We start from the raw sequence: 20,073 nt of genomic DNA, 5'->3' as shown, positions 1-20,073 counted from the left end.
GCACTTCTACAGTTTTGCCGCTACCTTTTCCATGACATACGCTTCGACGACGTCGCCGACCTTGATATCATTGAAGTTCTCCACGCCGAGTCCGCACTCGTAGCCGGCCTGCACCTCGCGGACATCGTCCTTGAACCGCTTGAGCGAGTGGAGCTTCCCTTCGTACACGAGCACGTTGTCGCGGAGCACCCGGACGCCGTCCGCCTGTCTCGTCATGGTGCCCTCGAGCACGTAGGAGCCGGCAATGGTGCCCACCTTGGACACGTGGAATGTCTGCCGCACCTCCGCCCTTCCGAGGACCTTCTCTTTAAGCGTGGGCTCGAGCAGCCCTTCCATAGCCGCCTTGATATCATCGATGGCATTGTAGATGATGTTGTACAGTCTGATGTCCACGCCTTCGCGCTGGGCGAGGTCGGCACCCTTTGGCTCGGGCCGCACGTTGAAGCCGATGATGATGGCATTCGATGCCGCTGCGAGCATCACATCGGTTTCCGTGATGGCGCCCACGGAGCTGTGGATGACCTTGAGCTTGACGGCCGGCGTCGACAGCTTTTCCAGCGAATCGACTATGGCGCCCGCCGATCCGGACACGTCAGCCTTGATCACGATGTTCAGTTCCTTCACCATGCCGTCCTGGATCTGGGCATGCAGGTCTTCGAGGGTGACCTTTTTCATTGCGGCCATTTCGGTGCTTCGCTGCCTGGCTTGCCGGAACTCGGCGATCTGCCGGGCCTTCCGCTCCTCTTCGAGCACGACGAACCGTTCGCCGGCAAGCGGCACCCCCGAGAACCCGATGACCTCAGCCGGGGCTGAGGGACCCGACCGGTCGACGCGTTCGCCTTTGTCATTGATGAGCGCGCGCACTTTTCCGAACTGGGCGCCGGTTACGAAGAAATCACCGACCTTCAGCGTACCGGACTGGACCAGCACGGTCGCAACGGGGCCGCGGCCCTTGTCCAGCTTTGCCTCGATGACGGTTCCGCGGGCCATCTTGTCGGGATTCGCCTTGAGCTCGAGCACGTCGGCCTGGATCAGGATCATTTCGAGCAGTTGCTCAAGTCCGATCTTCTTCTTGGCGGACACCTCACAGAAGATGGTCTGGCCGCCCCACGCCTCGGGGATCAGCTGAAACTCGGTCAGTTCTTGCTTCACGCGATCCGGTTTTGCCTCCGGCTTGTCGATCTTGTTGATGGCAACGATGATCGGCACATTGGCCGCCTTCGCATGGGCGATGGCCTCTTTCGTCTGGGGCATGACTCCGTCGTCCGCCGCCACCACGAGGATCACGATGTCCGTTACCTGGGCGCCGCGCGCCCGCATGGCCGTGAATGCCGCATGGCCCGGGGTATCCAGGAAGGTGATATCCCTCCCCTTGAGGCTTACCTGGTAAGCGCCGATATGCTGCGTTATGCCGCCCGCCTCCCGGGAAACGACGTTCGTCTCGCGAATAGCGTCCAAGAGCGATGTTTTTCCGTGGTCCACGTGGCCCATGATCGTGACCACCGGAGGACGGGTCACCATGGACTCTACCGTGTCGGCCGCCTCCTCAAGGATATCCTCGGCAGTCTCGATGCTCGCGATCTCCGCCTTGATCCCGTACTCATCGGCGAAGAGCATGGCGGCATCCATGTCCATGGTCTGGTTCTGCGTCGCCATAACTCCCATGGTCATCAGCTTCTTGATCACGTCGCCGACCTTCTGGCCCATTACCTCGGCAAATTCCTTGATGGTGCAGCCTTCCTGGATCTTGACCACTTTCTTCCTGGGCTTCGTGATGTCGGCGACATCGGTTTGCAAACCGTGACGTTCATCCTTTTTGTGCGGCCTCTTGCCGGCAGGAAGCGTCTTCAGGTCCGGTAGCTTCTTGAACGACGGCTTTTCCCGGAACTCGCGCTCCTGCTTCTGCTCGAATTCGCTCTTTTTCTGCCACTTCTTCTTGGAACCTTTACCCGGCGCCTGAGCTGGCAACATAGCAGGCGGCACCTGGGACGGCACGAGCACCGGCGATCCGAAACTCGGTCGTCCACCGGGGCGTGCTCCAAACGACGGGCGCGGTCCCATGCCCGGTTGCCGCGGAACCGGCTGCACCTGCGCGGGCCGGACGCTCGTTGTTGCGGGAGCGGTTTTCTGGGCAGTGGCCGCCACTGTCTGCGGCTGGGGAATGACGGGAGCAGCGGGAGGAGGCGGAGGAGCGGCCACAGCCGGCTTCAGCTGGCTGGCCGGCGGGAGGACTGGCGGGGCTGGCATGGTCGGCTTCGGCATCGGCGGGATCGGAACCGGCTTGGGCTTTGCGCCCGGCTTCTCGAGCGTAGACGAGAACTTTCCGATCAGCGCCGCCGCCTTTTTCATTCTTTCCTCGCGCGAAACGACGGGTTCGCCAACAGTCTCCTTGTCCTTCTTGACCTTGTCTTTTTCCTTGTCCTTGCGAATGGCCTTTAACTTCTCAATCAGGGACTTGGTCTCTTTGTCATCAAGACCGCTTGACGGAGTCTTTCCCTTGATCCCCATTTTTTCAAGAACAGTAATGAGGTCTTTGCTTTCCACCGCCATTTTTTTTGCCAGTTCATGTACCCTGATCACGGTCATTAATCTCGTACCCCCAACAAGTTAAGCGAAAGTATATTACTCTACTCACCGTTATTTATCAAGCTATTTAATCTCCCGGCCTCGTTCCAGACAGCATTTGCAAGGCCCCGGTCAAGCAGGGCAATGACCCCGACCAGCTCCCGGCCCAGCATCTCCCCCATGTCGTCACGGCTCAGCATCGTTGCCTGGCGGAGGGACGCTGCCCCCGCCTGCTGGAGCTTTTCCCTCGTGCCGTCCGACAGATCTTGGGCCCAGATCAGCATTTCGATTCGGCCTTTTTCCAGAGCGTCCTGCACCGCTGAATACCCTGCCGCCAATTTCCCCGACTTGGCCGACATGAAAATGAGAGCTCTGACTTTGCCGTTAATGGCCGAAACGAGCATCGCCGTGAATTCTGACGCCGACGGCGACTTGATCCTGAGCTTAAGCGACCGCGACAGGGCCTCCTTGCTCATCGCGCCCTCGATGCATGCCCGCTTGGGACAGACATAGACTGCACGACCGGGCAGCTTTTCGCGGTAGTCCAGGACAACCGTGCCGTCTGAACCTGCCACGATCCTCACGACCTCATCCTTCGGGAAGACGCCCCTGCACCCTATGCAGGTCCGCTCCGGTCCGTGTTTCATATCAATCCGGCCCTCCGCCGCGTTTTACTTCTTCACATGGGCGCGCGCGGCATCGAGAATCTTCTGTGCCGTCTTTTCACCGATCCCCGGCACGGCAAGGATCTCCTCGTCAGCCATGGCCGCCACCTTCGCAATGGTATCGTAACCGGCCTCACGGAGGGCCTGGGCGGTCTTGGGCCCCACGCCCTCGATCGCGGTCAGTTCGTCGGCGGCTGCCGCTTCGGCCTCGAGGGTCTCGGCAGCCTCGGTCTCCTCGGCCATCTTGCGCGTCTCCTCGACGATGGCCGCCTCGATCTCCTGTTCGCGTTCTTTCTGGCGCTCCTGGTCGTATTCGGACTCGCTCAGGATGTCGATCTTCCAGCCCGTCAGCTTCGCCGCGAGCCTGACGTTCTGGCCCTTCTTACCGATCGCGAGCGACAGCTGACTGTCGGCGACCACGGCAAGCGCCGACCGGTCCTCCTCGGTCACACCGACCTTCTCGACCACGGCCGGGCTGAGCGCCTTCGCAATGTAGATGCGCGGGTCCTCGGACCACGGGATGATATCGATCTTCTCGCCACGGAGCTCGCGCACGACGGCCTGCACCCGCGAACCCTTCATGCCGACGCACGCGCCCACCGGGTCCACCTGGGAGTCCTTGGATACCACGGCGATCTTCGTTCGGTCCCCCGCTTCACGGACGACGCCCTTGACCTCGACGATGTTCTCATAGATCTCCGGCACTTCCATCTCGAAGAGCCGGGAGACGAAGTCGGGATTTGCCCGGGAAAGCACGACCTGCGGTCCCTTGGAGGTGTCCCGCACTTCAAGCACAAAGGCCCTGACCCGGTCTCCTCTGCGGTAGCTCTCTCGGGGCACCTGCTCGCGCGCGGGCAGCACGGCTTCGGTCTTTCCCAGGTCGATATAGTAGGCGCCCTTCTCATGGCGCAGCACGATGCCGTTGACCAACTGGCCGATCTTGTCGTTGAATTCCTTCAGGATCACGTCGCGCTCGGCCTCACGCACCTTCTGCACGATCACCTGGCGCGCGGTCTGGGCCGCAATGCGGCCGAACCCCTCGAACTGCACCTGGAGCGGGACCTCGCCGTCCAACTGGGCCTCGGGGAAGAGCTCGATCGCCTCCGCCAGCGTGATCTCCTCCTCGGCGTTGGCGACCTCGGGGACCACCTTCTTGTAGGCGTACATGATGATATCACCGCGCTTCGGGTCGATCTGGACCGCGATCCGCTGCGTTCCGTACTTCTTCTTGGCCGCGCTCACGAGCGCCGATTCGACGGCCTCGACCACCATCTCCTTCGAGATTCCCTTCTCCTTGCTGATCTGATCGATCACCTGGATCAATTCCTGGCTCATTGCTTTCCTCCTGAAAATGAATACACAAAATCAAAAAACACTGCGCGGATACACGCGGATGAATTAAGATTTTTTCTCAGACACGATATGCGTCCTGTCCGGTTAATCCGCCTTTAACTGCATCAATCTGCGCCCCAACTGTCTCGCTAAAACTCAACCTCGAGCGAGGCCTTCGCGATATTGCTGAGTGGTATCGCCAGGATCTCTCCCTCTGCGACCTCCACTCTCACGAAGGTATCAAGAATGCCCCGCAGCTTTCCTTTGAACACCTTTTCCTTGTCGATCGGCTGATAGGTCTTTATCTTGACCGCCAGGCCGGTGAAGCGGATGAAGTGCTCCGGTTTCGTCAGCGTACGGTCAAGCCCGGGCGACGACACCTCGAGTGTGTATGCATGCTGGATGAAGTCCTCCACATCGAGCGCCGTGCCCAGGTCCCTGCTCACCGCCTCGCAGTCGCCCAGCGTCACGCCACCGCCTATCTCCCGGTCGATGTAGACCCGGAGAAGCCACTTGGGCCCGGATTTCTGGAACTCCAGTTCCCAGAGGTCCAGCCCCAGCGACCGCAGTATCGGGTCGAGCACCTGCCGTATCCGGTCCTCGGCATCGGACATTGTTTCCCCCAAATAAAAAGAGTGGGCAAAAGATGCCCACTCTTCACGAGATTTCCGAGAGTGTTGTTACTTTGTAACACAGCAGGAAGAGGAAAGCAAGGGAAAAGTGATGCAAACGATCAAATCAGGCTGCATTGGGCCGCTGGTGCGAGGTCTTCAGTGGAAACGAGAAGGTCCGGAACACTTATTTGACTTGACAGTAGAAAACCAGTTTGTAATACTGCGTACATTGCGATATTTTGGTTATTCCAGCCTATTCTCCTTATGAACTCGCTGAGAGCGACATCGTCTCCTACCCGCCAGGCCGAGCGGAAGAAGAGGGATGCAACATATGATCACGATCCCTGGATACAAGGTCTTACGCCAGCTCTACGAAGGTAACCGAGCGATCGTTTACCATGGATGGAACGTTGACGAAAAGAAGCCGGTCACCATTAAGACGCTTCGGCCCGAACAACTGACCGCTGAAAACATCGAGGCGCTCCGGCACGAATATGAGTTATCGAAGTCCCTGGGACTGGAAGGCATTGTCAGACCCTACGGAATGGTTGCCTCAGACTGCGGTCCGGTGTTGATCCTCGAAGATTTCGGCGGCGTATCACTGAAAAGCCTCCTCAATCAAAGAGGGGCACCACTGCAGGTTTTTCTAGACCTGGCAATCCGGGTCTCGAAGATACTGAGCGAACTGCATCAAAGCCAGATTATTCACAAAAATATCAGGCCCTCCAACATCATCGTCAATCCGGACACCGGACAGGTCAAGATCACCAACTTCAGCATGTCGTCCTTGCTCGGGCAGGAGCACCGCCCTGACCTGTCAGGCGGCAGCCTCGCCTACATGTCTCCCGAACAAACAGGCCGCATGAATCGGTCCGTTGATTACCGGACGGATTTTTATTCCCTGGGTGTAGTGTTCTATCAACTGTTGACCGGGGAACTCCCTTTCAAAGCGACCGACGCCCTGGCGCTTATTCACAGCCATATTGCCATGGAGCCGGAATATCCGAGCAAGGTCAAGACCGGTATTCCTTCGGCTGTCTCAGACATCGTCATGAAGCTCATTGCGAAGAACGCCGAGGACCGGTACCAGAGCGGATACGGTTTGGAGGCAGACCTTCAAACCTGTCTGGCCCAGTTGAACAATGACGGCCGGGTCGAACGCTTTGAACTCGGCACCCGTGACATCCCTCAGACGTTCACTCTGTCCCAGAAGTTGTACGGCCGGGAGCGCCAGATTGAGAGCCTGATGGCTGCGTTTGATCGGATACGGCAGGGAACCACCGAGCTCCTGCTCGTGACCGGCCATGCGGGCATAGGCAAAACAGCCCTGATCAATGAGATCCACAAGCCGATCCTTGCGCAGAGAGGCTATTTCATTTCGGGCAAATATGATCAACTGAAGAAAAACGTGCCGTACAGTGCCGTCATTCTGGCCGTCAAGACTCTTATCAGGCAGATACTGACCGAGAGTGAAGAACGGGTCCACCTCTGGAAAGAACGGCTCACGCAAGCCCTCGGTGTCAATGGGCAGATAATCGTTGATGTGATCCCCGAGGTTGAGCTCATCATCGGCAAGCAGCCGGCGCTGTCCCACGCGGGGCCCACCGAAGCGCTGAACCGGTTTAACAGGGTCATTCAGAGATTTGTCGGAGCATTTGCAGAGAAAGGGCATCCCCTGGTCCTCTTCCTGGATGATCTGCAGTGGGTTGATCTGGCCAGTCTAAACCTGATAAAGATCCTGATCACCGATCCTAACATTAAACATTTCTTTGTCATCGGGGCCTATCGTGATAATGAAGTCAAAGCCGGCCATCCGTTGCTGCTCCTGTTCGACGAACTCTCAGCGGGAGGCGTGAACGTTACGAGCATTAACCTGCCCTCCTTAACCGTTGAGCATGTGAATCAATTGATCGTTGATACGCTCAGGTGCTCCCCTGGACAGTCCGAACCCTTGGCCCGGATCGTCTATCAAAAAACGGGAGGAAGTCCCTTCTTTGTGAGCCAGATGTTGAAGGTCTTCTATGAGGAAAAGATGCTCGTCTACGAAGCCATGCATGGCTGGAGATGGAGCATTGATGAAATCAGTCATCTCAACGTTACCGATAATGTGGTCGATCTCCTGGTGGGAAAAATCAGCAAGCTTTCGACCGCGACCCAGGAAATACTAAAGCTGGCTTCATGTATCGGGAACCGGTTTGATCTGGAAACCCTGGCGATTGTGTATGACAAATCATCCGACCAGGCATTGGCGGACCTCAACCAAGCCCTACGGGAGGGGCTCGTCATACCCGCAAATGAGAACTTCCTGTTTTTCCACGACCGGATCCAGGAAGCTGCCTACTCCCTGATCCCCGGCGAAGAGAAAAAGAATATCCACTATAAGATCGGCTATCTCGTCTTGCGGCAAACAAAAAAAGAAAACGTACATGCAAAAGTTTTTTATATAGCCGACCAATTGAACGCAGGGGCCGAGCTGATAACCGATCAGGCTGAAAAGTACGAACTTGCGGCACTGAATCTCATGGCCGGGAAAAAGGCAAAAGCGTCGACCGCCTATGCGGCGGCGGAAAGGTATCTGTCAAAAGGGATCGATCTCCTTGCCTTGGACAGCTGGCGGGAGCAATATGCATTGACCCTTGATCTGTTCATGGAGTGTTCGGAGTGCCGGTATCTCAACTGTAATTTCGAGGGAGCAGAGAAACTCTTTGATGTGATCCTGAAGAATGTTAGAACGAACCGGGAAAAAGCGGAGGCGTATAGCATCAAGACCGCCCTGTCGCAGAACAGGGGCAGGTCTGCAGAAGCGCTGGAATACGGCAGTGAGGGCTTGAAACTGCTCGGCCTCAACCTGCCTGCCCACCCGGGCAGTCTGATACAGTTCGCAGAGATCCTCAAGATCAAGTGGTATATCAGAAGGCGAAAAGCTGATGATCTGGTCCTGCTACCGGAGATGCGGGACCCGGCCCGGCAGGTGATCACCCAGATCCTGATCAGCATGGCTCCGGCGGCTTACTTCTCCGATAAAAACTTGTTAAGCCTGATCATGCTCAAAGTATTCACAATCACGCTCAGGTACGGGCGCACGAACGCAGCTCCCCTGGGGTATGCCACGTACGGCCTGATCCTCAGCGCTGTCCTTGGCAAGTACCAACGCGGATACGAACTGGCAGACCTTGCCGTACATTTGAGCAATCAGCAGCACGACCTGTCCCTGCGGTCGCAATGTGATTTCATCCTGGCCGGATTTGTAAATCACTGGGTGCGGCATCTAAGCACCAGTGTCGGCCTTTTCATCGACGGCCATATTTCCGGGCTGGAATCGGGCAATTTCGTATATGCCGGGTACTGCGCCGGCGTACACACCTTCACGAGCCTCGTCAAAGGCGATCACCTGAAGGACGTTCAGCAACTGGCGGAGAGCTACCTCGAAGTTCTGGAACAGATCCAGAACGAGGACATGCTCCTGTCGGTAACTGCTTTTCATCGGACCATCCAAGCGCTGCGCGGCCTGACTAAGGGGCCCACGACCTTTGACAGCGATCATTTCGATGAGGGGGAACTCGTCCGTAAATTAAATACCTATGACCGGCAGTTTGTGCTGAGCATATACCGTATTTTGAAGCTCCCCCTGTTGTTCCTGTTCGACGATTTTGCCAGCGCTCTCGAGATGTCCGAAGAGCTGCAGAAAGACAGGGACCACCTGCTCGGCATGTACTATCTCCCCCATCACAATTTTTACTATTCTCTCACGCTGACGGCATTATATCCCACAGGAGATTCCAGGGATAAACGCTCATACTGGAATAGGCTGAAAAAAAATCAAAAGACGATGAAAACATGGGCTAACAACTGTCACGCAAACTACCTCCATAAATACTCGCTTGTCGCAGCTGAAATGGCACGTCTCAAGGGTAAATATCAGCAGGCAGAGGATCTGTACGATCAGGCAATCAAATTGGCACGAGAAAATGAGTTCGTGCAGGAAGAGGCGATCGCCAACGAGCTGGCGGCCCGGTTCCATCTTACGCGGGCGCGGGAGCACGTCGCTAGGGCCTATTTGATGGAAGCCCTCTCCTGCTATGAAAAATGGGGAGCAACGGCTAAGGTTAAGCAGCTTGAAGATAAATATGCCACGCTGTTCGCGAGCACAGCTCAACTCTTCTCCAATCCGGTCTCTGTCAGGACCATAAGCGCAGAACGCTCAGAGCAGCTTCCTCCGACGGGTTCTTCTGCCCTCGATCTTACGGCGGTCTTGAAATCTTCCCAGGCGATCTCCCGTGAGATCTCCCTGGACAGGCTGCTGCGGGAACTGATGAAGATCGTGATGGAAAATGCCGGGGCCAGGAGAGGTCTACTGATCCTGGAGCGGGACGGCCGACTCTATCTGGAAGCTGAAGGGAGGGCTGAGAATGGCGCCTTCTTCGTTCTCCGGTCCCTGCCCGTGGAAGGCAGCAGGGTGTTGGCCGAATCCGTCGTCCATTATACGGCAAGAACGCTCGAGGCCGTGGTTCTGAACGATGCGGAGAATGAAGGCATGTTCACTCATGACCCTTACATCATAGACCAAGCATCCAAGTCAATCCTTTGCACTCCCATCATCAACAAGAGACGGCTCACCGGCATCCTCTACCTCGAAAACGATCTTACGTCCCATGCCTTCACTCCAAGCAGGGTGGAAATCCTTGACGCCCTTTCCTCCCAGATTGCCATTTCTCTGGAAAATGCCACGCTGTACGAGGAGTCCCGGAGCGCAAAGGAATCGCTTCAGGAGAGCGAACAAAAATTCCGGACCCTCGCCGAGACCATGAGGTCGGGGATCGTCATCTACCGGGAGGATGCATTTCTCTACGTCAATCCGGCAACGGAGTCCATCACGGGCTATAGCCGCGATGAATTTCCGGCAATGGATTTCAGCAGCATTATCCATCCCGACTACCTGGATTTGGTGCGTGAGCGTGCCGCTGACCGACTTGCAGGGAGGCCCCTTCCGGAGCAGTACGAGTTCAAGATCGTCAGAAAGGATGGCGAAGATCGATGGGTGCTGGCGACGGCCCGACGGATCGAGTACGGCAGGGAAAAGGCAATGATCGCAACCCTCCTTGACGTCACAGATCAGAAGAAAGCTGAACAGGAACAGTTGCGCCTGCATGAAGAAAACGTACGGCACTACCGGGAAAAGATCGATGAAGAACAGCGTCATCAGCGGGAAAAAGAAAACATCCTTATGGATATTCATGACGGCATCGGAGGTATAACAACCAACATCGGACTGCTGTCCGAGGTCGCCCGAAAAGCGCTCTCCCGCGGCGACATCAAGAATTCGCTCGACACGATCTCGAGCCTTGCGCGCGAAGGCACTACGGAAATCAGGAGCCTCATGTTCAGCCTTGACAGCAGGGACCACAGCTGGCGCTCGCTCGCAGCGGAGATGAACAGCCATGGGGCGAAAACATTTCAACCTCATGCGATAGCGTTCGAGATGATCACGGAGATTGAGAACACCGCTGCTGAGCCGGGGGGTCTCTTGTTTTTACATCTATTCAGGATCTATCGGGAGGCGCTCACGAACGTCATAAAGCATGCAAGAGCGACGAGGGTCACGGTACGCCTCCGCGTTGATCAAGAGCGTCTCGTTCTCGCAGTCCAAGACAACGGTCAGGGGTGTGATGAGGCAGCTATCGTCGGAAAAGGCCGCGGTGTGAACAATATGAAAAGACGGGCTTCGGAGCTCGGGGGCTCCGTCACGATCACCGCGGCGGAAGGCATGTGCATCTCCCTGGAAATACCGCTGTCACGAATATCGCACTCATAAACCGTTCCTTGCAGCGGTCTCATTGAACAGGGACTGCGTACTTCTTTATTTCTCGATCCTCGGCGGCACATCCCCTACTTTCGCGATCCGGTACCAATCGAGGAACTGAGCCGCGGCGGGTTCGTCCTCACGGGGCGCCCACGGAGCATGGTTGGCCTCTTCGATCGGCCTGTACGGCCCCTGCTTGATCTCGAACACGACCGTGCCCGGTTCGAGCGATGCCGGCGCATGCCAGGTGTTCCTTCCGAACTCGACCGCGGTCACCGGGCCGCGGGCACTCAGTACGGTACGCCGGACCACCGTACCCTGCTCATCAAAGATATTCAGGGCCAAGGACCCGCGAAGGATGAGCAGTATCTCCCACGTTTCAGGGTCGGAATGACGGTGGGGCCGAACATAGGTTTCCGGCTCCATGGCGATGCAGAGGCGCTGCACCGGGTCGTTCAACTCGGGATGGAGATTGAAGTGAGCGCGTTTCCGCGGGGAGCTCTTCGCTTTTGCCGCGAGGGAATCGAGCAGCGCCCGATCTATCTGCTTCATGTCTTTCTCCTCACTCTATTCCTGGTCACTGCAACAGGTGTCATCGTCGAGCCTGACGGTATCGCAGAATCCGGCGATCCGCTCCGCGGGAACGCCCATACTGACAAGCCTCTTGACGACTTTGGCCCTCTGGAAGACCGCAATGACACGTGGAGGCCTTCAATGCGGTCTCCACGGCGTAGCGGGACCTTTCGTCTCCGCTGCAGGTCGCGATGAACTTCCCGCTGACCGCACGCCTTACCGGGATTGCTGCCGCACCGGGTGTGAACCGGCCAGGAAAAAAGCGGCGCGACCAATCCGGATCGTCTCCCGCAGGAGCATGAGGTCAAAGATCAGTTCATTCAACTCGGTGGGTTTGTCGGCGTATGCATAACTTCTCCGGACATCCGGACATGATTGCAGCTTCTGAGGAGGGGGACCTGTTCCTGTCTCAGACGCTTGAGCCTCTCCGCGGCATGAACGGCTATGATTATATAAAGAGAAGGGTGTGAAGTCAAACTCTTTGAAGAGCAGATTAAGGCGCGCGACAGGAGCGCATTTTTTCGTGCCCCTGATCCTGACCTCTATTACGGGCGAGAGCTGCATCGAAAGGAGCACGAGGGCCACAACCTGTCCTGGAACATATTGTAATCCCAAAGGAATCTACCACGTGCTGCCCCCGGCGGAGAGGACGGCCTTTTCATGACAACCGCGGGAGCACAAATCAGTCGGGCGCGGCTGACGGAGGCTCGGTACCCAACCAGTCAATCCGGAGTGCAACCATGTCCTCGCCCATCGTCGTGGTGACGTACAAAGAGATGGACGACGAGGACGACGCTTGCACGGCGTTGAACCGCTTCAGGGTGGCCGGGACCCGGGACTGCGTCTCTCCCGAAGTGTAAGTCTTCATGACCGCACGCCTGATCGTGCACCCGGAACAATGGATTGTTCTGCCGCAGCCTTCCGGCAGCCGTGCATGGGAGCACTCGAAGACGTTCCCGAGGAGATGCTGCACCATGTCCCGGGGCTCCTTGCCGAGCAGTGTGCAGGCGGCCTTGTTGGCTATTTTAACGATCAAATACTGGTCCGCATATACACCTACCATCATGACCGGCAGCATCATGCTGTCGAGGTAAGACTGAATGGGCACGCCTTTCTGAAAAGACAGGTTGTCCGCACATTGCTCGCAGATACCATGCGATATTTCCGTGTCCGGAAGGCCGCTGTTTTTAGCCTTTCCAATCTCTCGCGCACACCATGCGCAAACCACTTTCATCAATTTCTCCCCTGTTCATCGTAAGCAGGAACATGTATAATACTTTAGAATTACTATATTATATACAATAACAACCACTTTTTTTCACATTAATATTTTTTTCTGCTACATTAGTATTTATGACCGAAGATGCAGACAAACGAACGCGCGGGGTTCAGCGCTATTTCGTCGCATCCCACCGCACGGCGTCGGTCCAAGTGATCCCCTTCGATCAACTGACCTGCTCCGGACATACCGTACGAATTGCAGATCTCAGCATAATCGGTGTCGGGATTGAATCACCCGATCCAATCGAGCCTGGCCTCGCCTGTTTCGACGAGCCGGTAAGCGGCCACCGGTTCGGTGTTGTGGCCTGGTGCAGACAGAATGGCGACAGATACAGGGCCGGCATAAGCTTTGTCACTCTTTCGCACCCTCATGAACAATACATTTTGAACCAGCTCAGCCTTTCCCCGCACCACAAGGCCCTCCGTGACCCCGAAAAGATCCTCGAAACGCTCCTGAAAGACATTAAACCGGGAACCATCAGTTAAAGGGACCGGCCCTATGCCGCGCAGACAACAAAAACGGCAACCCGATATCAGCCCGGATTGCCGTTGCCTCATCCCTCGCCAGCGGATAGCGGATGCTATTTGTTCAGCAGGGCCGCAGCTTCTTTTGCGAAATAGGTGAGGATCATATCGGCCCCTGCCCGCTTCATTGCGATGAGCGACTCCATCATAACCCGTTCGCCATCTACCCATCCCAGCTGCGCCGCTGCCTTGACCATGGAAAACTCGCCGCTTACGTTGTAGGCCGCCACCGGAAGGTTGAACTGCTGCCTGACCTGGTAAATGATGTCAAGGTAGGCAAGTGCGGGCTTGACCATCACAATGTCAGCGCCCTCGTCAATATCCAGGGCGACCTCGCGCAGGGCTTCCCTGCTGTTCGGAGCATCCATCTGATAGGACCGGCGGTCTCCGAACTGGGGCGTCGATTCGGCCGCCTCGCGGAACGGTCCGTAAAAGCCTGATGCATACTTCGCAGCATAGGACATGATCGGGATGTCGTAAAAGCCGTCGCTGTCGAGCGTCTGCCGGATGGCGGCCACGCGGCCGTCCATCATGTCCGACGGGGCGACCATGTCCGCGCCCGCCCTTGCGTGGGACAGGGCTTCCTTTGAAAGCAGTTCGAGCGTCGCGTCGTTCTGGACAACGCCGTTTTTGATGACGCCGCAGTGGCCGTGGCTCGTATATTCGCAGAGGCACACGTCGGTGATCACGATGAGTTCGGGATGCCTGTTCTTGATGGCCTTGATGGCATGCTGGATGATGCCTTCATCGGAATAGGCTTCGGTGCCCTCCTCGTCCTTGTGCTCCGGAATCCCAAAGAGAATGACCGCGGGGATGCCCAGAGCCTTGACCTCGTCGCAGTCCTTCACGATGTTCTCGATGGACTGCTGAAAATTCCCGGGCATGGAGCCGATCTCTTTCTTCACTCCCGTGCCGTGCGTAACGAAGAGCGGATAGATGAAATCGTCGGGTGAAAGCTTCGTCTCCCGGACCATACGCCGTATGTTCTCGTTTGCCCGCAGACGCCTCGGCCGGTACATCGGTTGGAACATGGGATCTCCTGAAAAGTATTTAACCGCGGATGAACGCGGTTAGATGAGAATAACGAACAGTGCTGCGATTGGCCGCGAATACGAGCCCCGCGAAACGCCCTGAGACGTCAGATCTTTTTAAAAAAACCTCGTTCGAGATAATGTAGCTGAACACTCCGGCTACTGGATCTTAAATGATTTCGCCGTTGTCCTGGTATTCGCGTTCAGAATGCTATCCACACCCGCAGCCGCCGGAACCGCACCCTCCATGGCTCGGCTTTGCCTCCTCGCCTCCGCAGCCGCAGCTTCCGCCGGCCGGCGCGCCGTTCGGGAACCCGAGCACGAACCCCTCTCCCCGCTCGTCGCGGATGAAGCCGAGCTCGGCGCCGTCGAGCTTTTTCGAGGTAGCCTCGTCAAGGAACACCCTTGCGCCATGCATTTCCACGATGATGTCTCCGTCGCCTGCCTTGTCATCGATCATGATCTCGTAGGAAGGACCGCAGCAACCCCCGCCGCCGGCGGTCACCCGCAGCGCATGGTTCGGCACGCCCTCCACCTTGAGAATGTCTTTAATTTTGTCGGCTGCTATTTCTGAAATCGTTATCATGAGTAGCCTCCTTTAAAGTAACCACGGGTCCCGGAGCTGCCGGGACGCACAGATGCACACCAGGTGACAAATCAGCCAAAGAACCATGATCTCTTTTTTATCCCCGTTTCCGGATGATATCAATGCACTCTGTTATAGAACTCCACCATCGCGTCAACCAGAGCGGGGATCGTATAGTCTTTTGGCATGATGTCCGTTTTCAAGCCGAATTCTTCAGCCGTTTTTGCCGTGACCGGCCCGATACAGGCGACTGCCACGCCTTCCATGAGCTTCTTATACTCTTTTGGGCCCAGTATTTCAATAAAATTATGAACCGTCGACGAGCTGGTGAAGGTGACCGCGTTGATCTTCTTCTCGTTGAACAGCTTCAGGACGCGCTCCAGGTCAGCGGCAGGCCTGACGTTCTCATAGGCGGTCGCGACCGTCACTTCGGCCCCCTGCTCCCTGAGCTTATCGGGGATGAGCTCCCGGGCAACTTTCGCCCGCGGGATCAGGATTTTCAGGCCCCTGACTTTTGTGCCGCCCAGGGCCGCGAGCACGCCTTCGGCCTTGAACTCGGAAGGGACCAGGTCGGGTTTCAGGCCGTAGCAATCGAGCGCTTCAGCTGTTTTCGGCCCCACCACGCAGATGTTCACGCCTTTGAGCAGGCGCAGGTCCTTGTTGAGCGTCCGCAGCCTTTCCATGAAGAACCGTATCGCGTTCGCACTCGTGAAGATAATCCACTGGTAGGCCTCGATCGCGGTGATGGCCGCATCCAGTTCATCCCAGCTGGACGGAGGAACCACGTCGATCGTAGGAAATTCGATGGTCGTGGCACCGCGGTCGATCAGCATCTCGGCGAACACGCTCGCCTGGTCCCGGGAACGCGTCACAATGACCCTCTTGCCGAAGAGCGGTTTGGACTCGTACCAGTTCAGTTTGTCCCGTAGCCTGACGACATCGCCAACCACGATGATGGCAGGCGGACCGAGCTTTGCCGCTTGTACCTTCGATACGATATCCCTGAGCGAACCGGTCACGACCTTCTGATCGGTTCGGGTGCCCCACTGGATCAGAGCTACCGGGGTCTCAGGGCTGCGGCCGTGATTGACGAGATTGTCGACAATGTTCGGGAGATTCTTCATGCCCATGAAGAACACCAGCGTCCCGATACCCGTCGCTATCCGGTCCCAGTGCACCGTGGACTCGGGCTTCGTGGGGTCCTCATGCCCGGTGATGAAGGCCACGCTCGCGGTGTAGTCTCGATGGGTGAGGGGAATGCCCGCGTAAGTGGGAACCGCCGTGGCCGCCGTCACGCCCGGTACGATCTCAAAGGGAATGCCGTTGTCGACAAGTTCCTCCGCCTCTTCCCCTCCCCGTCCGAAGATGAAGGGATCGCCGCCCTTGAGACGGGCGACGATCCTCCCCTCCCTTGCCCGTTTCACGATGAGCCTGTTGATCTCGTCCTGGGGCAGGGTGTGCCTTCCGCCCTGTTTGCCTACGTAGACCAGTTCCGCCTCGGGGCGACGCTGGTCCAGCAGCCGTTCGTTCGCCAGGTAGTCGTAGATGATCACATCGGCCTTTTTGACACATTCCAAGCCCTTGACCGTGATCAGGCCGGGGTCGCCCGGCCCGGCCCCGATGAGATAGACTTTTCCGATTGATGATGTCATAGAAAATGAGAAACCACAGATGGACACAGGCGAACACGGATCAGGCAATAAAATTCCTATCCGTGTTCATCCCTGGTAATCTGTGGTTACTATTTGTATTGCTAGCTCTCCAGCAGGTTGTTCCCGCTGATGTCGTTTGTGTGTCCGTACACTTCCCGCAGGATTACGTCCGCACCGCGGGAAAGCAGTTTTTCCGCGAGCGTGACCCCGAGTTTCTCGGCCTTGTCCGGGGAGCCTTCAATCGTGTCCTTGATGATGCGCTTTCCGTCCACACTGCCGACCAGCCCCGTGAGATGCAGAATCTTATTCTTCATCTCGCCGTAGCAGGCGATCGGCACCTGGCACCCGCCCTCGAGCCTCCTGAGCAGCGCGCGCTCGCCGGTTACGCAGACGCGGCTGTCGGCATGGTTGAAGAAAGCGATCATGTCGTTCAGTTCCCGGTCGTCGACCCGGCACTCGATGCCAAGGGCTCCCTGTCCGATCGCGGGAAGACTGATCGCGGGATCGATGAATTCCGTTACATTCTCCGCGAGTCCAAGCCGTTTGACACCGGCCGCTGCAAGGATGATGGCATCATACTGCCCTTCTTTGAGCTTCCTGAGCCGCGTGTCGACGTTGCCGCGAAGCTGGTGGATCACGAAGTCCGGTCGAACACTCATGAGTTGAGCCTGCCGCCGAAGGCTGCTCGTGCCCACATTCGCGCCTTTGGGCAGGTCGTTGAACCTGACCTTGTTCCGAGTCAGGAGCGCGTCCCGCGGATCCTCGCGCTTCGTGATGCAGGCGAGATGAAGACCGTCTGGAAAGAACGTGGGAACGTCCTTCATGCTGTGGACCGCGATGTCGATCTCGTTCGCCAGCATGGCTTCCTCGATCTCCTTCACGAAGAGCCCTTTTCCGCCCACCTTGGCCAGCGGCACATCGAGGATCTTGTCACCGGTGGTCTTGATCTTGGTGAGCGAAACCAGCAGGCCCGCGTATTTTTTCTCAAGTTCCGACTTCACCCATTCAGCCTGCCAGAGCGCAAGCGCGCTGCTGCGGGTGCCGATCCTGATCTCTTTTCTCAATGAAATGCTCCTTAGAATACTGTTATTAACTTCAGATAAAAACGGGGAAACAGGGATTGAGCAATATCGTTATCCACGGATGAACGCGGTTACCTCTTGATCACGTAGAATACGGGCGCGCACCCTGTATGCGAAGCCGGTAGCTCCCCATGATCATACCGAGGACCCACAACTCCAGGCGGAACTGTTCACCGGCATTTTGATTCCGCGCCGCGAGGGATCTCTGCGGCCGGTGACGGGGTCTCGCCGGCCTTGTCATGGCCCGGACGCTTCAATTCCTTGTCCAGGTTGAACAGCCTGCGCGCGAGGGCAATGGTCTGGTCACCTTCACCCGGCGTGGACGCAGCCTGCTTCAGGACCACGAGCGGTGCGTGGAGCAGCTTGTTCACGAGGGACTGCGACATGATGTCGATAGCCCGCTTCTGCTCCTCCGTGATACCGCTCAGGCCGCCAAGCGTCTTCTCGAGCTCGCGCCTCCTCATGTCCTCCAGCTTTTCCCTGAGGTCCACGATGGTCGGCACGGCGTCCAGCGTCCGCTCCCACTGGAGGTAGGTCTCCACTTCCTGGGTTACGATTTCCTCCGCCTTGCGGGCTTCCCGAGCCCTGCCCTCGGTGTTGACGTCCACCTTGCTTTGCAGGTCGTCGATATCGTACAGGTAGACATTGTCGACCTTGTCGACATCGGGAGCTATGTTGCGCGGGTTGGAGATATCGATCATGAAGATCGGCTTGTTGCGGCGCTCCTTGAGCGCCTTCGCGATCATCTCCCGGCTTACGACATAGTGGGGAGCGCCGGTCGCGCAGATCAGGATGTCCACCATGACCAGGGCGTCGGGGAAATGCTCGAACCGGATGGCGTCTCCCTTGAACTCCTTTGCCAGATCCTCGGCCCGTTCAAAGGTGCGGTTCGCGACCATGATGTTTTTAACGCCGTTGCCCAGGAGGTGTTGGGCGGCGAGCTCGGCCATTTCGCCCGCTCCGAGCAGCATCACGTGCTTGCCTTCCAGTTCACCGAATATCTTCTTGGCCAGTTCCACGGCCGCGGAGCTGATGGAGACCGCCCCCTCGGCAAGCCGGGTGTCGGTACGCACCCGCTTTGCCACGGATATGGACTTCTTGATCAGTTTGTTCAGGATCGTGCTGGTGGTCTTGGTCTTGAGAGCGATATCGAAGGCGTCCTTGAGCTGCCCCAGTATCTGCGCCTCGCCGAGCACCATGGAATCGAGGCTCGATGCCACCCGGAAGGTGTGGCGCACGCCCTGGGCCTCGGGATACACGTACAGGGCCTGTTCCAAGGCGTCCCGGTCGAGCCCGTGGTAATCGGAGATGAACTGCTTGATGCGGTCGATGCCTTTGGCGCTGTCCGGGACCGACGCATAGATCTCCACGCGGTTGCAGGTGGAGACGATCATGCTCTCGCGTACGCCGTCATAGGTCATGAGTTTCCTGAGCGCGTCCGGGAGCGTGCTTTCCGGGAAGTTCAGCTTCTCACGCACCTCGATGGGCGCCGTTTTATGACTGAGGCCGACGACTATGATGCTCATTCTTCCGTCACCTTAAAAGGTATGCTTCCCGAGGTTGACACGGCTCACCACGAAGAAGCTGACGAGCACGAAAGCGAACCCGGCGATGGACAGGAGTGCCATTTTCCTCCCCCGCCACCCGATGGTCCGCAAATGCAGCAGCACAAGATAAATGACCCAGGTGATCAGCGACCAGGTCTCCTTCGGGTCCCAGCTCCAGTACGTGCCCCAGGCGCTGTTCGCCCATATGGAACCCGAGATCATGCCGACCGTGAACAGGGGCCAGCCGAACGTCAGTGCCTTGTACCCGAGCGTGTCCATGACTTCCAGCGACGGCAGCCGGTGGAACAGGGCACCGAGATTTTTTGCCTTGAGCTGGTGCTCCTGGATCAGGTACATGACGGACACGATGAATGCGAATGCGAAGGCCGCATCCCCCAGTACCGCGAAGCTCGTGTGGACGCCGAGCCAGCCGCTCTTGAGCACCGGCTTCAGCTCCTGGATGTCGCCCGAAACGATGAGCGCCGGAAGCATGAGCACGATGACCAGGGGAAGCATGAACGATCCCAGGGCCGCGACCCGGTATCGGTATTCCATGATAAGGAACATGAGCATGATGCCCATGCCAAGGAGATTGGCAGCCTCGAAAAAGCTGGTAACCGGGACCCGGCCGGATTCGGCCCAGCGCGATGCAAAATAAACGACGTGGAGCAGAAAACCGGCGACCGCAGCCCACCGGGAGAAGCTGGCAGCAGGCTTCAGGTCCGGCTTGACGATGTAGGTGATATAACCGGCAGCCGACAGCACATAGATGGCCATTGCCGCTTCAAAGAAGATGATGTTCATAAAGCCGTTCCCCGGA

14 protein-coding genes are annotated in these 20,073 nt (G+C 57.4%); 2 read left to right on the top strand and 12 right to left on the bottom strand.

Translation table 11 applies throughout. The features are described 5' to 3' along the window. Positions 1 to 6: 6 nt before the first annotated feature. From infB to rimP, 4 genes are all read right to left on the bottom strand, one after another. Positions 7 to 2,586, bottom strand: coding sequence for a translation initiation factor IF-2 (infB, locus tag VL197_04870; GenBank protein ID HUJ17305.1), 2,580 nt, complete (start codon positions 2,584 to 2,586; stop codon positions 7 to 9). A gap of 41 nt (positions 2,587 to 2,627) precedes the next feature. After that, on the bottom strand, positions 2,628 to 3,212 hold the full coding sequence (locus tag VL197_04865; protein HUJ17304.1) for a DUF448 domain-containing protein: 585 nt from the start codon (positions 3,210 to 3,212) through the stop codon (positions 2,628 to 2,630). Between the two features lie 24 nt (positions 3,213 to 3,236). Further along, positions 3,237 to 4,565: a transcription termination factor NusA gene (nusA, locus tag VL197_04860; protein ID HUJ17303.1), complete on the bottom strand. Its 1,329-nt coding sequence runs from the start codon at positions 4,563 to 4,565 to the stop codon at positions 3,237 to 3,239. Positions 4,566 to 4,711: 146 nt separating this feature from the next. After that, positions 4,712 to 5,176, bottom strand: coding sequence for a ribosome maturation factor RimP (gene rimP, locus VL197_04855; GenBank protein ID HUJ17302.1), 465 nt, complete (start codon positions 5,174 to 5,176; stop codon positions 4,712 to 4,714). Positions 5,177 to 5,507: 331 nt separating this feature from the next. Here rimP and VL197_04850 point away from each other — a divergent pair, with 331 nt between their 5' ends. After that, positions 5,508 to 10,988, top strand: coding sequence for an AAA family ATPase (locus tag VL197_04850; protein ID HUJ17301.1), 5,481 nt, complete (start codon positions 5,508 to 5,510; stop codon positions 10,986 to 10,988). Between the two features lie 45 nt (positions 10,989 to 11,033). Here the strand turns inward: VL197_04850 and VL197_04845 are convergent, their stop codons facing one another. Together VL197_04845 and VL197_04840 are read right to left on the bottom strand one after the other, a co-directional pair. Next, entirely contained in the window at positions 11,034 to 11,528 is a 495-nt protein-coding gene (locus tag VL197_04845; GenBank protein HUJ17300.1) for a WbuC family cupin fold metalloprotein, read from the bottom strand. 703 nt (positions 11,529 to 12,231) lie between these two features. Continuing rightward, positions 12,232 to 12,657: a hypothetical protein gene (locus tag VL197_04840; GenBank protein ID HUJ17299.1), complete on the bottom strand. Its 426-nt coding sequence runs from the start codon at positions 12,655 to 12,657 to the stop codon at positions 12,232 to 12,234. A 245-nt stretch (positions 12,658 to 12,902) separates the two neighbouring features. On the opposite strand from VL197_04840, the gene VL197_04835 reads away from it, so the two are divergent. Next, on the top strand, positions 12,903 to 13,316 hold the full coding sequence (locus VL197_04835) for a PilZ domain-containing protein (protein ID HUJ17298.1): 414 nt from the start codon (positions 12,903 to 12,905) through the stop codon (positions 13,314 to 13,316). A 95-nt stretch (positions 13,317 to 13,411) separates the two neighbouring features. Here the strand turns inward: VL197_04835 and hemB are convergent, their stop codons facing one another. From hemB to ccsB, 6 genes are all read right to left on the bottom strand, one after another. Continuing rightward, the gene (gene hemB / locus VL197_04830) at positions 13,412 to 14,386 is read right to left on the bottom strand and encodes a porphobilinogen synthase (protein ID HUJ17297.1); all 975 of its coding nucleotides are present in this window, start codon (positions 14,384 to 14,386) and stop codon (positions 13,412 to 13,414) included. A 211-nt stretch (positions 14,387 to 14,597) separates the two neighbouring features. Further along, positions 14,598 to 14,972 carry an iron-sulfur cluster assembly accessory protein gene (locus VL197_04825; GenBank protein HUJ17296.1) on the bottom strand — a complete coding sequence of 125 codons (375 nt, stop codon included), beginning with the start codon at positions 14,970 to 14,972 and terminating at the stop codon, positions 14,598 to 14,600. Positions 14,973 to 15,091: 119 nt separating this feature from the next. After that, complete coding sequence (gene cobA, locus VL197_04820) at positions 15,092 to 16,624, bottom strand: uroporphyrinogen-III C-methyltransferase (protein HUJ17295.1); 1,533 nt, start codon at positions 16,622 to 16,624, stop codon at positions 15,092 to 15,094. A gap of 101 nt (positions 16,625 to 16,725) precedes the next feature. Continuing rightward, complete coding sequence (gene hemC, locus VL197_04815; protein ID HUJ17294.1) at positions 16,726 to 17,694, bottom strand: hydroxymethylbilane synthase; 969 nt, start codon at positions 17,692 to 17,694, stop codon at positions 16,726 to 16,728. A gap of 182 nt (positions 17,695 to 17,876) precedes the next feature. Next, positions 17,877 to 19,232, bottom strand: a complete 1,356-nt coding sequence (gene hemA / locus VL197_04810; protein HUJ17293.1) for a glutamyl-tRNA reductase — start codon at positions 19,230 to 19,232, stop codon at positions 17,877 to 17,879. A gap of 12 nt (positions 19,233 to 19,244) precedes the next feature. Next, on the bottom strand, positions 19,245 to 20,057 hold the full coding sequence (gene ccsB / locus VL197_04805; GenBank protein ID HUJ17292.1) for a c-type cytochrome biogenesis protein CcsB: 813 nt from the start codon (positions 20,055 to 20,057) through the stop codon (positions 19,245 to 19,247). Positions 20,058 to 20,073 lie beyond the last annotated feature (16 nt).

Source organism: Nitrospirota bacterium (assembly GCA_035516965.1).
Taxonomy (GTDB): Bacteria; Nitrospirota; UBA9217; order UBA9217; family UBA9217; genus MHEA01.
Note: the sequence above shows the minus strand (reverse complement) of the source record. Positions and strands in the feature narration are given on the sequence as shown.

Bases quoted from the DNA above. Each gene is read 5' to 3' on its own strand.
- infB (HUJ17305.1), bottom strand. From the start codon at position 2,586: ATGACCGTGATCAGGGTACATGAACTGGCAAAAAAAATGGCGGTGGAA.
- VL197_04865 (HUJ17304.1), bottom strand. From the start codon at position 3,212: ATGAAACACGGACCGGAGCGGACCTGCATAGGGTGCAGGGGCGTCTTC.
- nusA (HUJ17303.1), bottom strand. From the start codon at position 4,565: ATGAGCCAGGAATTGATCCAGGTGATCGATCAGATCAGCAAGGAGAAG.
- rimP (HUJ17302.1), bottom strand. From the start codon at position 5,176: ATGTCCGATGCCGAGGACCGGATACGGCAGGTGCTCGACCCGATACTG.
- VL197_04850 (HUJ17301.1), top strand. From the start codon at position 5,508: ATGATCACGATCCCTGGATACAAGGTCTTACGCCAGCTCTACGAAGGT.
- VL197_04845 (HUJ17300.1), bottom strand. From the start codon at position 11,528: ATGAAGCAGATAGATCGGGCGCTGCTCGATTCCCTCGCGGCAAAAGCG.
- VL197_04835 (HUJ17298.1), top strand. From the start codon at position 12,903: ATGACCGAAGATGCAGACAAACGAACGCGCGGGGTTCAGCGCTATTTC.
- hemB (HUJ17297.1), bottom strand. From the start codon at position 14,386: ATGTTCCAACCGATGTACCGGCCGAGGCGTCTGCGGGCAAACGAGAAC.
- VL197_04825 (HUJ17296.1), bottom strand. From the start codon at position 14,972: ATGATAACGATTTCAGAAATAGCAGCCGACAAAATTAAAGACATTCTC.
- cobA (HUJ17295.1), bottom strand. From the start codon at position 16,624: ATGACATCATCAATCGGAAAAGTCTATCTCATCGGGGCCGGGCCGGGC.
- hemA (HUJ17293.1), bottom strand. From the start codon at position 19,232: ATGAGCATCATAGTCGTCGGCCTCAGTCATAAAACGGCGCCCATCGAG.
- ccsB (HUJ17292.1), bottom strand. From the start codon at position 20,057: ATGAACATCATCTTCTTTGAAGCGGCAATGGCCATCTATGTGCTGTCG.